Source organism: uncultured Christiangramia sp., from assembly GCF_913046405.1.
GTDB lineage: Bacteria > Bacteroidota > Bacteroidia > Flavobacteriales > Flavobacteriaceae > Christiangramia > Christiangramia marina.
On the sequence record NZ_CAJWRQ010000024.1, the window covers coordinates 1 to 13,269 of the forward strand.

General features: G+C 37.6%; 15 protein-coding genes. 7 read left to right on the top strand and 8 right to left on the bottom strand.

All coding sequences use genetic code 11. The features are described from left to right. Positions 1-98 precede the first annotated feature (98 nt). Positions 99-284, bottom strand: coding sequence for a CsbD family protein (locus QZ620_RS04920; protein ID WP_295179629.1), 186 nt, complete (start codon positions 282-284; stop codon positions 99-101). A gap of 114 nt (positions 285-398) precedes the next feature. Between QZ620_RS04920 and QZ620_RS04925 the strand changes: the two genes are divergently transcribed. Together QZ620_RS04925 and QZ620_RS04930 are read left to right on the top strand one after the other, a co-directional pair. Continuing rightward, positions 399-1,496, top strand: a complete 1,098-nt coding sequence (locus QZ620_RS04925; RefSeq protein WP_295179630.1) for an esterase-like activity of phytase family protein — start codon at positions 399-401, stop codon at positions 1,494-1,496. Positions 1,497-1,520: 24 nt separating this feature from the next. Continuing rightward, complete coding sequence (locus QZ620_RS04930; RefSeq protein WP_295179632.1) at positions 1,521-2,045, top strand: histidine phosphatase family protein; 525 nt, start codon at positions 1,521-1,523, stop codon at positions 2,043-2,045. Here the strand turns inward: QZ620_RS04930 and QZ620_RS04935 are convergent. After that, a complete protein-coding gene (locus QZ620_RS04935) occupies positions 2,038-2,790 on the bottom strand; it encodes a DUF6503 family protein (RefSeq protein WP_295179634.1) in 753 nt (250 codons plus the stop codon). The genes QZ620_RS04930 and QZ620_RS04935 overlap by 8 nt on opposite strands. 109 nt (positions 2,791-2,899) lie before the next feature. Between QZ620_RS04935 and smpB the strand changes: the two genes are divergently transcribed. Together smpB and QZ620_RS04945 are read left to right on the top strand one after the other, a co-directional pair. Then, positions 2,900-3,355 carry an SsrA-binding protein SmpB gene (gene smpB / locus QZ620_RS04940; protein ID WP_295179636.1) on the top strand — a complete coding sequence of 152 codons (456 nt, stop codon included), beginning with the start codon at positions 2,900-2,902 and terminating at the stop codon, positions 3,353-3,355. A 45-nt stretch (positions 3,356-3,400) separates the two neighbouring features. Beyond that, complete coding sequence (locus QZ620_RS04945) at positions 3,401-5,866, top strand: DUF5686 and carboxypeptidase regulatory-like domain-containing protein (protein WP_295179638.1); 2,466 nt, start codon at positions 3,401-3,403, stop codon at positions 5,864-5,866. Between the two features lie 98 nt (positions 5,867-5,964). Here the strand turns inward: QZ620_RS04945 and QZ620_RS04950 are convergent, their stop codons facing one another. Genes QZ620_RS04950 through ruvX form a run of 3 tightly spaced genes read right to left on the bottom strand, consistent with a single transcriptional unit; the run spans position 5,965 to position 7,490 of the window. Then, entirely contained in the window at positions 5,965-6,390 is a 426-nt protein-coding gene (locus QZ620_RS04950) for a DUF5606 domain-containing protein (protein WP_295179640.1), read from the bottom strand. A 57-nt stretch (positions 6,391-6,447) separates the two neighbouring features. After that, the gene (def, locus tag QZ620_RS04955; protein ID WP_295179642.1) at positions 6,448-7,038 is read right to left on the bottom strand and encodes a peptide deformylase; all 591 of its coding nucleotides are present in this window, start codon (positions 7,036-7,038) and stop codon (positions 6,448-6,450) included. Between the two features lie 44 nt (positions 7,039-7,082). Further along, positions 7,083-7,490 carry a Holliday junction resolvase RuvX gene (gene ruvX / locus QZ620_RS04960; RefSeq protein ID WP_295179644.1) on the bottom strand — a complete coding sequence of 136 codons (408 nt, stop codon included), beginning with the start codon at positions 7,488-7,490 and terminating at the stop codon, positions 7,083-7,085. Between the two features lie 86 nt (positions 7,491-7,576). On the opposite strand from ruvX, the gene QZ620_RS04965 reads away from it, so the two are divergent. From QZ620_RS04965 to QZ620_RS04975, 3 genes are read left to right on the top strand one after another with little or no spacing between them, the layout of a single operon-like run. Further along, positions 7,577-8,392: a 2,3,4,5-tetrahydropyridine-2,6-dicarboxylate N-succinyltransferase gene (locus QZ620_RS04965; RefSeq protein WP_295179646.1), complete on the top strand. Its 816-nt coding sequence runs from the start codon at positions 7,577-7,579 to the stop codon at positions 8,390-8,392. A gap of 29 nt (positions 8,393-8,421) precedes the next feature. Then, complete coding sequence (locus tag QZ620_RS04970; RefSeq protein WP_295179649.1) at positions 8,422-9,462, top strand: glycosyltransferase family 9 protein; 1,041 nt, start codon at positions 8,422-8,424, stop codon at positions 9,460-9,462. Then, the gene (locus QZ620_RS04975) at positions 9,459-10,529 is read left to right on the top strand and encodes a CDP-glycerol glycerophosphotransferase (protein WP_295179651.1); all 1,071 of its coding nucleotides are present in this window, start codon (positions 9,459-9,461) and stop codon (positions 10,527-10,529) included. The genes QZ620_RS04970 and QZ620_RS04975 overlap by 4 nt, the downstream gene beginning before the upstream one ends. Here QZ620_RS04975 and QZ620_RS04980 read toward each other — a convergent pair. The 3 genes from QZ620_RS04980 to QZ620_RS04990 are packed head-to-tail and all read right to left on the bottom strand — an operon-like array spanning position 10,526 to position 13,193. Next, positions 10,526-11,281 carry a lipopolysaccharide kinase InaA family protein gene (locus QZ620_RS04980; RefSeq protein ID WP_295179652.1) on the bottom strand — a complete coding sequence of 252 codons (756 nt, stop codon included), beginning with the start codon at positions 11,279-11,281 and terminating at the stop codon, positions 10,526-10,528. The two genes, QZ620_RS04975 and QZ620_RS04980, sit on opposite strands and share 4 nt — an antisense overlap. Beyond that, on the bottom strand, positions 11,278-12,075 hold the full coding sequence (locus QZ620_RS04985; RefSeq protein ID WP_295179653.1) for a glycosyltransferase family 2 protein: 798 nt from the start codon (positions 12,073-12,075) through the stop codon (positions 11,278-11,280). Before QZ620_RS04985 ends, QZ620_RS04980 begins: the two co-directional genes overlap by 4 nt. Then, positions 12,072-13,193 carry a glycosyltransferase family 4 protein gene (locus QZ620_RS04990; RefSeq protein ID WP_295179654.1) on the bottom strand — a complete coding sequence of 374 codons (1,122 nt, stop codon included), beginning with the start codon at positions 13,191-13,193 and terminating at the stop codon, positions 12,072-12,074. The genes QZ620_RS04985 and QZ620_RS04990 overlap by 4 nt, the downstream gene beginning before the upstream one ends. Positions 13,194-13,269 lie beyond the last annotated feature (76 nt).

Consider the following 13,269-nt stretch of genomic DNA (forward strand, 5'->3'; position numbering starts at 1 on the left):
AACGGGGCTAACAAACCCCGTTATTCAATACTTACACAGTTTTTAATATAGTGCCAAAAAGGCGGTAGAAATACCGCCTTTTTTTTCAACTACTCAATCTACCACTTATCAATTTCATTTTTCAATTCTTCCTTAGTCTTTCCAGTCTTTTCCTGCATACGACCTAACATCTCATCAAATTTTCCTTCAGCATGAGTGGTATCATCATCGGTTAGATCTCCATACTTTTGTTTGAATTGTCCTTTGATCTGTTTCCATTTTCCTTCTCTTTGATCTTCATTCATAACTATTGATTTTGGTTAATATATAAATGTATTCATAGCATAAGCCTAAGCGTCCCAAGGAAGTCCTATTTTTGTCTTAAGGATTTGTTATTTTTGATTTCTTCAAAACTCGCTATGAAACTTCGATTACTTTCACTCTTTTTAATTTTTATTTTTAGCAGCTGCGCCGTCACTTCCAGAATAGAGAATGATCATGTTAGCCTGAATTACCTGGATGAATTTGTAATAGATGAAAACCTGGAATTTGAAAATACAAAGATTGGTGGACTCTCGGGAATAGACTACGCAAGCGGAAAATTTTACCTGGTCAGCGATCAGTCTTCCAATCCAAGAATTTACCAGGCCGTTATCAAAATAGCCGACTCCAGAATCCAAAATATTGAAATCAATGATCTTATAGAGATTACCAGGCCTGAAGAATATTCAAAAGTTGTATTGGATCTAGAAGGTGTACGTTACGATTCCAATAATAACGGCTTTCTCGTAGTTAGCGAAGGTTTGATCTCAGATAGACGAGATCCCGGAATTTATGAAACAAATACTCAAGGGGAAATACTCAGCTCTTATATTATCCCAGAATATTTTCAATCTAAAAACGAGCAAAAACCGCGTAACAACGGAGTTTTTGAAGGAATCACTAAGAGTGTTGATGGAGCTGGAGTTTGGGTTGCTACAGAATTACCATTAGAAAAAGACTCTTCCAAACCAAAGATCTTTCCTTCACGTTCCCACTCCAGGATCACCAGATTTGATACTGAAACCAAAAATCCGGTTTCTCAATTTGTCTATCCACTTGAAGGAATCGCGAAGCTGCCCATTAATTATTTTGCGCTGAACGGAATCACAGAGATCCTTGAATATGCTCAAGATCGATTTCTGGTCATGGAACGCTCCTACTCTGCCGGTTACGGTTCCCACGGGAACACGGTGAAGATCTTTGATGTAGATGCAAGCAAAGCTACCAATACCTTAAACGAGAATTTGCTTCGAAAGGCAAAGTATCAAACGGCAAAAAAGAAGCTAATTTTCAACTTTAAATCTGTCAATGATCAGCTAACCGATGGGATCGTTGATAATATCGAAGGAATGTGCTTTGGACCGGAACTGGAAAACGGAAACCGCAGCTTGATCCTGGTTGCCGACAATAATTTCAATTCCTTTGTTAGGCAGTTAAATCAATTTATTCTCATGGAAATAAATATTTCAGAGTAATTTACGATCCTAAAAATCTTTCTCATGTCTGCAATTCTCAAATTAGTACTTCCGTTCATTCTTCTTTTTGGAATCTCTTCAGAAGACAATATTCAAAACAACATTGTTCAGGAAACAACTACTTATTACTTCATAAGACATGCGGAAAAGGATCGCAGTAATAAATCTGAAAAAGATCCAAACCTAACCGCTGAAGGTTTAAAAAGAGCACAAATCTGGGCTGAAGTTTTAAAGGATATACCGCTGGATATGGTTTTGAGCACCAATTACAAACGCACCCTACAAACAGGCGCTCCAATTGCAGGCAGCAAGCAATTATCTATGGAAAACTATAATGCAGGCAATGGATATGACGATGAATTCAGGAAAAGAACTAGCGGAAAGCGTGTTTTGGTGGTAGGACATAGTAACACGACTCCGCAATTCGTCAATGAGATTCTGGGCGAAGAAAAGTATGCAGATATTGATGATACCGAGAACGGAGCGTTATTTATCGTGCAGGTACTACCAAATAATGAAATTCTGGACCAGGTACTCTATATTAATTAATGCTGTCCAGTTTTACTCCAATATTTTTTGTCTCTATAATAGACAGGAGATCCAGCTCGCGTTCCTGGTAAAGACTATCCAGTTTGGTTAGCTCAACTTCTTTATCTTTATATTCATAATTCTCGTAATCTACAAAGCTAATTCCTTCGATCACCCTGTGGTTAAAAGCTTTCCGGAATCTTACGCCACCATCATTCACTTCAAAATTATAGGCGAGATAGTCTACTTCAAAATTTTGGGTATCGATCCAGTAAAGGTATTCGTCTTCATGATCTGTTCCTCCCCCATTTTCTGAAAAAGTAACTTTGATCTCATAATATTCCCTTCCAGCGATAGTATCTTTTCCAATCAATTGCCTGTTGGCGGCTTCAGCCATGAGTCCGTACGGTAAATGCACAAAATAGTTGACCGAGTTAATAGAATTGCCAATTGGTAGCAACAAAGAATCCTGGATGACAACATTACTATCATTGATCGATCGGTTCAGCCCTTCATTATTTAGAACATCTACCAGTCTATTTCCTGAGGTATCGATCATGATTCGCGTATAGCGAAATTTCCCGCCTTTTCTATAGCTCTTGTATTTTCTGTCACGAAAAGTATAGTCGATCTCCGCCATTTCGTATAATTTGCCACCAGATCTCTCTATAGCATTTTGAACGATCTCATCTGCCGACAATGTATTTTCTTTTTCTGCACAGCTGATTATAAGAAGAGAAATTAAGGCTGGAAGCAAACGTTTCATAGTTGAATTTTGAGTTCGCAAAAATAATAAACTTTGATCAGCTTCCTCACCGCTAATTTTAAAATTGCTTTAGTATGTTTTTAGCTTAAAGCTTGTATTTTTGTGAACTATGAAGAATTCTGTAAACATCAAGAATCGAAAAGCGAAGTTCAATTATGAATTTCTGGATAAGTATACCGCCGGGATCAAACTTGCGGGTACCGAAATCAAGGCAATTCGTGAAGGTAAGGCGAACATCGCTGAAAGTTTTTGTGAATTCAGTAATCACGAATTATTTGTGATCAATATGCATGTGGAGGAATATTCTCATGCTACTCATTTTAATCATAACCCAAAAAGTGAACGTAAACTTTTATTGCAAAAGAGAGAGTTACGTAAACTGGAAAAAGAAGTGACCAATTCGGGATTGACCATCATACCTCTAAAAATGTTCATTAACGATCGCGGGTTGGCTAAGCTGCAGATCGCACTGGCAAAGGGTAAAAAGCTTTATGATAAGCGGGACACGATTAAAGATCGTGACAATAAAAGACGTCTGGATCGAATTCAGAAGGAATACAAATAATTTACTGCAACTTTTTGCGTTTATTTAGCATCTGAAAACTACCTCATGCTAAAACAACTACTTGGGTTCTGCCTTTTTCTGGCATTTTCCACCCTTTCTGCTCAAATTACCGGTAAAATTTCTTCGGAAGATGATGAGCCTCTACCTTATGTGAACATCTATACAGAATCTGGTAATATTGGAACGACTTCCAACAATGAAGGCCTGTATGAACTTAAACTGAAGGAAACTGGTGAATATGTAATCGTATTTCAATTCCTTGGCTTTAAAACTCAGAAGAAGAAAGTCAATATCACCCAATTTCCTTACGAACTCAACGTCCAGTTGAGCTCAGAAAGCACCAGCCTGGATGAAGTGACCATTCAAAATGATGAGAATCCAGCCAACAGGATCATGCGACTGGCGATTAAAAATAGAAAGCAAAACTCGAGCCGACTGGAAAGTTTTACGGCCGATTTTTATTCCCGGGGGTTATGGAGAATTGAAAATGCTCCAGAGAAAATTATGGGGCAGGAAATTGGCGATCTTGGCGGCGGACTTGACTCTACCAGAAGCGGAATCGTTTACTTAAGTGAAACTATTTCCAAGATCTCATTCCAGAAGCCAGATGATTTTAAGGAAAATATCATTGCTTCTAAAGTTTCTGGAGATGACAACGGTTTTAGCCTGAATTCGGCACAGGAAGCTTATTATTCCTTTTACGAGAATACTATTAATCTAAACAGCGAAATGGTTTCTCCGCTGGCAGATTATGGATTTAACTATTATCGGTACAAGCTGGCCGGTACTTTTTTTGATGACCGGGGTAATCTTATCAATAAGATTGAGGTCACTCCAAAGCGTAAACAAGATCGAGTATTTTCTGGTATTGTATATATCGTAGAAGACCTCTGGCAAATTTATGGGATAGATCTTACTACTACTGGCACGGCCATACAGGTTGCACCAATCGAAGAAATAGTATTTAAGCAGAATTTTAAATATTCTGAAGAAAATAAGCTCTTTATCCAGATCTCTCAAAGTGTGGATTTCAGTTTTAAGATCTTTGGATTTGGAGGGAATGGAAGATTTACCGCAGTCTATAGCGATTATGATTTCGATCCTGGTTTCTCTAAAAGCAGCTTCGGAAAAGAGATCTTAAGCTATTCACAGAATGCAAATGAAAAGGATTCGGTTTTCTGGGAAAAAGTACGTCCTGTGCCTCTAACTTCAGAAGAAATTAATGATTATGTAAAGAAAGACAGCATCCAGGAAGTTCGCAGTACTAAAAAATACCAGGATTCCGTAGATACCGAAAGAAATCAATTTGGAATAACCGATGTGTTTTTTGGATATAGTTATAGAAATAGTTGGAAGAACAGATCTTTTAGTATTAGTGCTCCAGTATCAGGCATTGGTTTTAATACGGTACAGGGCTGGAATACCGATATTACAGTGAATTACACACAACGTACTGGCGAAGACCAGGAGAATTACTGGAGAGTCTTTACAGATATAGACTATGGGCTTAGCGAAGACAGATTGCGCTTAAACGGTGGTTTTGAAAAAAAATTCAATAATTACAGCAAGGATTTTTTAAGACTTTCCGGAGGTGTGGAAAGCGCACAGATCAATGCAAACGAACCTATTTCCCCATTACTGAATAGCATTACAACGATATTTTTCGAAAGAAACTATATGAAGCTTTTTGAGAGAAGCTTTGCTAAAGTTGCATATGGCAGGGATGTTTTTCCAGGTTTAAAAATCTTTGGCGAATTAGGCTGGGAAGACAGGACAGCTCTAACAAATTCTACAGATCATGTGATCATCGACTGGGAAGATCGGGAATATACTTCCAACAATCCTCTACAGCCGAACAGTTTTGGAATGAGTTTATTCGAGGATCATCATCTCTTTAAATCCAGGTTGGATTTTGGAATACGCTTTGGTCAGAAATATATGAGCTATCCTAATGGACGTTACAATGTATATGAGAACAAGTATCCAAAATTGAATATTTCATGGGAAAGCGGATTTGGAGCAAGCAAGGAGCACTTCAATTATAATCAGTTTAAGGTCCGGGTAGAACAAAGCGTCAAAATTGGAAATAAAGGAACTTTCCAATATATGGCGAACGGCGGACTATTTAGTAATGCCGAAGGTATTAGCCTGGTAGATTACCGGCATTTTAATGCGAACCAGACGCGAATTGGTTTCGGCAGTTACGTAGGAGCGTTTAACCTGATGCCTTACTATAACTTCAGCACTAATGAGAATTATGCGGAATTTCATGCGGAACATGATTTCCAGGGTTGGTTCCTGGGCAAAATTCCGCTTATCAATAAATTAAATTATAATCTTATTCTGGGTGCACATCGCTTAACGACAGACAACAGAGATCCTTATTCTGAATATTCCATAGGTCTCGATAATATTGGCTTCGGAAAATACAGATTTTTAAGACTTGACTATGTGGTTTCAGATTTTAACGGTCAAAGAGATGGCGCTTTTATCTTTGGTTTGAAGTTCTAAACTGATGCTTTGGAAAATTATACTTCAGAAGTAGTTCTAAACAAAAAAAGGCTGGAATCGATGATTTCAGCCTTTTTTATTTTTCAATTCAGAAGAAACTATTCCTCTTCGTCTGTATTTTTTTCAGCTTTATTTTCTTTCGTAAAGCTGGTCATTCCGTTCTCCACTAAAAGATTATACCATTGGATGATCTTTTTCATATCACTCGCGTATACACGATCTTCATCATAATCAGGAAGAATTTCAGAAAAGAATGCTTCCATTTCATTTTTGGAAACCTTGTGATTTATTGTCTTTTCACCATTCTCTTTTTCACTAATCTTTTGAAAAACCTCACCTAACGGAATCTCTTCTGTGTAGGTATAGATTGCGATCTCGCTTAGAATACTTACGTTGTGACGCATGTTTACGGCAATTTTCTTTCCGTCTAACATAGATTTAGCAACAAAGCCGCCTCTTGTTTGCGCGGTAAGCTCATAAAGTCCCGGTTTTCCCGAAATAGCAAGAATTTTATCTAATCCCATAGTCTTTTTAAATTTAGGTTGGCAAATATCAAGTCCCAGACTTAATTATCAAAGCCTTTAGCGGGCTTTTTTCGCATTCGGAAAACGCATTTTATAATCTACGTTGATCTTTCCCTTCGAGATATTGCCTAATTTACTCTTAATCAATCTTTTCTTTAAACTTGAAAGCTTATCTGTAAACAACACACCTTCAATATGATCGTACTCATGCTGAATGACCCTTGCTGCTAAACCGCTATACTGCTCGACATGTTTTTCCCAGTTTTCATCATAATATTCGATGGTAATATCTGGTTGACGAAAAACGTCCTCCCGAACATCTGGAATGCTAAGGCATCCTTCACTAAAAGCCCATTCTTCACCACTTTCTTCTGTGATCTGGGGGTTGATAAAAACTTTACGAAGATCTTTAAGTTCCTCCTTTTCAGATTCACTTAGGTCATCATCTTCGGCGAAAGGAGCCGGATCGATCATAAAGATTCGAACAGGAAGACCTACTTGAGGAGCTGCGAGTCCTACACCATAAGCATTGTACATGGTATCCCACATATTGTCGATCAAGGCATCCAGTTTTGGATAATCCTTGTCAATATTCTTAGCTTTTTTCTTTAGAACGGGATCCCCGTAAGCTACAATTGGTAAAATCATTCTATAAATTTTTCGACTTTGCTAGTTTAAAAGCCGTCATTGTTCTACTTATAAAGCCAGGTTTGAAGAATGATCGTGGCACTAATTTCATCCACGAGTGCTTTATCCCTGCGCTTTTTCTTTTTCAGCCCGCTATCGATCATGGTTTGCACCGCCATCTTACTGGTGAATCTTTCGTCAACCCGCTCCAATGGCATCTCTGGAAACTTTTCAGAGAACTTCTTCAGGAACTCCTGGATATGAACTTCACTTTCAGAAGGCATATCATTCATTCGCTTTGGTTCACCTACTAAAACTCTTTCTACATTCTCGTCCTGAAAATAGGTATTAAGAAAATTCAGCAGCTCAGGTGTATCTACCGTCTTAAGACCAGATGCGATCATTTTCAATTCATCTGTAACGGCGACTCCCGTTCGTTTAGTACCATAATCAAGCGCTAAAATTCTGCCCATCTTCAAAATTTAGGCAAAGGTAAGGTTTATATTGGTTTGTCCATAAATATTGGCTGATAGCTGTTATATTTGAAAAAAAATAGAAAATGGACCAGTTGAAAGCTACAATTGAAAAGGCATGGGAAAATCGTGACCTTCTAAAAGATACTGAAACTACAGATGCTATCCGAAAGGTGATCGACCTTCTAGATAAGGGAGAGCTTAGAACTGCTGAACCGGTAACAGATGGCTGGCAGGTGAATGAATGGGTTAAAAAAGCAGTAGTACTTTACTTCCCGATCCAGAAAATGGAAACTCTGGAAGCCGGTATATTCGAATATCATGATAAAATGCCTTTGAAAAAAGGATATAAAGAAAAAGGAATTAGAGTTGTACCAAATGCTGTAGCAAGACATGGTGCTTACATTTCATCTGGCGTTATTCTAATGCCAAGTTATGTAAATATCGGTTCTTATGTGGATGAAGGTACCATGGTAGATACCTGGGCGACCGTTGGAAGCTGTGCTCAAATTGGTAAGAATGTTCATTTAAGTGGTGGTGTTGGTATTGGCGGAGTTCTGGAACCACTTCAGGCAGCGCCAGTAATCATAGAAGATAATGCATTCCTTGGATCCCGAAGCATTGTGGTAGAAGGAATTCGTGTGGAAAAAGAAGCAGTACTTGGTGCAAATGTGGTACTTACAGCATCTACCAAGATCATTGATGTAACCGGCGATGAACCAAAAGAATTTAAAGGCTATGTTCCGGCGAGATCGGTAGTGATCCCTGGAAGTTATACCAAAAAATTCCCTGCAGGTGAATACCAGGTTCCGTGCGCCCTTATTATTGGTAAACGAAAAGAATCCACGAACAAGAAAACATCATTGAATGATGCACTACGTGAATATAACGTGGCAGTTTAGTAATAGGTTTGAAGATACTTGTAATACAGATGAAAATGATTGGGGACGTACTTACGTCCTCAATCTTATTTGAAGCACTTCGGAAAGAGTACCCGACCGCTCAGCTGGATTATTTAATTTACAAGCATACCACGCCCGTTGTGGAGAATAATCCTGAAATCACCAATATTATAATTTTCGATCCCAATCAGGATAAAGGCCTAAAGGGATTAATTACTTATGGTCAAAAACTACGGAAATTAAATTATAATATTGTAATTGACCTGTATTCCAAACCTTATTCAGCTTTGCTTGCATATGCGACCGGTGCAAAAATCAGAATTGGCATCGAAAAATGGTACACTAAACCTCTATTGCTTCACGTTATAAAATATGATTCCAGACCTCAATCTTCAGCAGGCTTAGCCATAGAAAACAGGTTAAAGTTATTGCATCCTTTAGGTATAAAGCATTTGTCTCCTATTAAACCTAAAGTCTATCTCACTACTGAAGAAATCAATTGGGCGCAGAATTATTTATCAACCCAAAAAGTTGATATGACCAGGCCAATTTATATGATTTCTATTCTGGGAAGTAGTGATAATAAGACATATCCTGAAAACTATATGGCGGAAGTTCTGAATTTCATTGCATCTGAAAAAGATTGTACGCTATTATACAACTACATTCCTTCACAAAAAGCGCAGGTAGATAGTGTTATAGATTTACTTTCAGAAAAAGCAAAAGAAGTCTCCAGACCAGATATTTTCGGTGAAAATTTAAGGGAATTTCTTGCATTGTGCTCACTATGCACCGCACTAATTGGTAATGAAGGTGGAGCAATAAATATGGCGAAAGCTCTTGACATTCCAACCTTCGCTATCTTCTCACCCCAGGTTACTAAAGCAGCCTGGTCCAGTTTTGAAGGTGACCGCAATTATAGCGTTCATTTACGTGATTTTAGACCTGACATCTTCTCAGGAAAGTCTTCTAAAATGATTGATAAAGAATCTTCCATTCTTTATCAATCATTTGAACCTCATTTAATATTTTCTAAATTGAATGCTTTTATCAAATTTAATTCAAAATGAATTATCGCTTTCTGATTTATATAAGTCATACCTACGCTCTACCCATAGGCAAACCGCTACAGAAGGAAATTAGAAACAGAGGTTATGATGTAAAATGGTTTTCAGAATTAGAGGAACCTAAGAAGTTTTTTCCGGAATCTGGTGATCTTCTCTCGAATATTCAGAAGGTGATAACATATGAACCTCATATTGTTTTAACTATTACAGATGTAGTAGCCGATTTTATTCCCGGTTTAAAAGTTCAGATTTTTCATGGGTTTTTAGCAAACAAGCATAGTTTTAAAAAGGGCCATTTCAGAATTCGTGGGTTTTTCGACCTTTACTGTACACAGGGACCTTCTACAACTTGTACGTTCAAAGAAATTCAGGAAAACAATCCTCATTTCCAGGTTAAGGAAACTGGCTGGTCTAAAGTGGATCCATTATTTCAAATACCTGAACAGCCACGGCAAAAGCCAACTATTCTTATTTCTTCTACCTTTTCACCTAAATATAGCTGGACCTATCATGAGAATGTTGTAAATGAATTGGAGAGAATCTCAAAAACTGGAAAGTACAAATTCCTGGTTGTCTTACATCCAAAGATGGCAGCAGGTAAAATTGCAAAAATAAAATCTTTACAGCATGCAGATTTCGAGTATATAGAAACTCCCGATATCATACCCCTGTTTCGACAGGCAGATATTATGTTTTCTGACACCACCTCTGCCATAACCGAATTTATGCTGCAGAAGAAGCCGGTGGTAACCTTCAAAAACAATAAACCATCATCTCACCTTATCGATATTACGGATGCTTCGGACATTGAAAGCGCCATTGAAATGGCTTTTAATCCCTCTGAGAATCTTGTTAACGCAATCGAAGATTACACGAACTTTACACACCCTTATTTTGATGGAGATTCTAGCCGCAGAGTCATTAATGCCTGCATCGATTTTTTACATGAAGATAAGACTAAGTTTAAATTAAAACCATTAAACCTCATCAGACGCTATAAGATTAGAAAACTGCTTAATTATTATTCCCTTAAATCTAATCGCAGGATGCCATATATCCAAAAAGATTAGCGCTTCCAGAATTTTAATTTCTTCTTCAGTGCTTTCTTTCTCTGGAATTTATGTTGAAACTGCTCCGTATAAAACCACATTTTTTTAAAAACTTCAGCTTCAGATTTTTCAACAAGCCCGGCATACTCATTCGCCATTATCTTCACCATCTCCAACTTAGGAGTTAAACGCGAAAAATTCTGCATTCTTTCGTCAAAGTTCAGCTTTTTAAAATTCATGCGATTAAGGTCGACCAGGTAAAATTCGTAAGATGTTCCAGTCTTAATAATCAATGTGTTGCCAGGCGAATGATCCAGGAATTGAATATTCTTTTGATGCAGATCATAAGTGAACCTGGTAAAAGCTCTCAGGATATTTTCGTGATCTGGAAAATCAGGATCGGTCACCAGTTCTCTGAAGGTAAGATGCGCTTGCAAATGCTTGCATACATAAAAACTTTCGCGAAAGAATATAGACGTAGGATTTTCAAAATAAGCCACCGGAGCCGGGGTTCCTATTCCTTTTTCTTCAAGAATACTGGCATACTCGAATGATCGTTGTGCCTTTGACTTTCTAAAAAACTTATAAGCGATCTTGTTTACAGTATTGGGGATTCTGAAGGATTTAATATTGAATTGCTGAGCATCCTTTTCAAAGATCCGTATTTCATTACGCCCTTCAGCCAGAACCTTACCTTTTGCATCAAAGTTCTCAATGCATTGCCTAATAAAACCAGATTGTTGCTGGTAGTTTTTGGAGAAAACAGCTTTCATTCTGAAGAAATTAAATATTTTGAAACTCCGTTTTCACACTTCTTTTTTTTCTGACTAATGGTCGCCTGCTGAATTTCGTTATTAGATCCCAATTGATCTTTAGATGCTTCAGGATGGTAAATATGATATATAATCCCTCCATATTTCAATCTTTTCCCACCAATTCCTGCATTGAGCATTCTTAAAACAAGTTCGGAATCCTCTCTTCCCCAGCCAGAGATATCTTCGTTATATCCATTGACTTTCAGAAAATCGGAACGCCAGAATGATAAGTTGCAACCACGAACCTTATTGCTGAAATCAAGACTTTTTACATTCCTGTTCCGCAAATAGGGAATTCTGATCGTGCGTCCTCTTTTTTTGATACCAGTACTTAAAAAATTAAAATCTATGATCTTATCCTCAAATACTTTTGGTATGAAATCTTTCGTAATATTAACTCTGGATCCAAATAAAAACACCTTCTTCTCAGCGATCGCAAGGTGATCTTTAATGAAATCAGGATGCATGATGCAATCTCCATCTATTTGTATGATATAATCTGATTTACTACCTGCGATAGCTTTGTTTAAAACTTCAGACTTTCGAAAGCCTCTGTCTTCATGCCAGAAGTGATGTATTTTTAAGTTACTCTGCTTTTTAAATTCGTTGATCAATTTTTTAGTTTCTTCAGCAGAACCATCATCTGCAATTAGAACCTCATCGGGAGCAACCGATTGGTTTTCAATACTTTTAAAAATAAGCGAGAGGGCTTCAGGCCAATTGTATGTTGAAACAAGCAAGGCTGTTTTCATCGATGTAGTTCTTTTTGCATCATATCTTTATAGACCGCAAAGGTAGCCTCCCCGTAACGTTCAGCTGTAAATTTCTGAAGAAAAATCTTGTAAGACTTATCTGCGAACTGAGTTTTTAACGCTGGATTCTTTTTAATTTTTAGAATTTTTTCAGCCATCAATCCTGGACTTTTAATTGGCACAGAATATCCATTCACACCATCTTCAATAACCTCATCCACCACTCCTACCCTTGTACTTACAATAGGTGCTTTATAATAGAGCGCTTCTACTAGAGATGATGGCCCTCCTTCTCGCTCTGAAGTGACTACGAACGTATCGAATTGCGGTAAAAACGAATAAGCATTCTTTTGAAAGTCGGTCATTATGATATACTCTTCCAGTTTCTTTTCAGCAATCATCGATTTAAAACCGGGAGTTAGCTTAGAAAAATCACCCATCTGGATAAGTCGGATATCTTTAATACCGTGTTCGTGGACGATCTTGTTCATGGTTTCTATGAGGACACCCAGATCTTTTGCAGCAGTGTGATTCGCTATACTCCCCAACAAAAATACATCATCTGGAATTTTATATTTTTCCCTAAGCTGAAAATCTGGTTCCGGTCTGGAATCCTGTACTTTAATCCCGTTATAAACGACTACTAACTTTTCTTTGTTTCGATCGCTTAAGATCTTTCCGAAGTGAGTTTTCACATATTCAGAAATACATAATATGGTATCTATATTCCGGTAATTATACTTGTACTTACTAAGCAAGCTGGTTTTTTTACCTCTAATACCTTTACGAGCAAATAATGTTCTGGTCTTTAACTTCTTCAGAAGATCTGCTACCACGTAACCAGTTACCGCGTCGCTGGTATGTAAATGAATGATATCGATCTTGTTTTCCTTAATGATTCTGCTTAGCTCATTCCTGTATTCCGAAGAATAGGGTTTGCAATATGGCACAGAAAGGATTTCTACATCTTTTTTGGATGCTTCTTCTTCCAATCGTGTATTCTCAAAACAGAATAGCTTTTGAGTTACATTGAAGGCCGGCAGCTCATCCATAAGATACATAAGCTGTTGCTCATTACCTCCCCATGACCTTGCCCCCGAAACATGTAGTACCCTCATTTACTTGAACATTTAACGCAAAGATAATTATTGCTGCTTAAGGCCAAAATTATCATACTTTTTAAGTTTGTTGTTG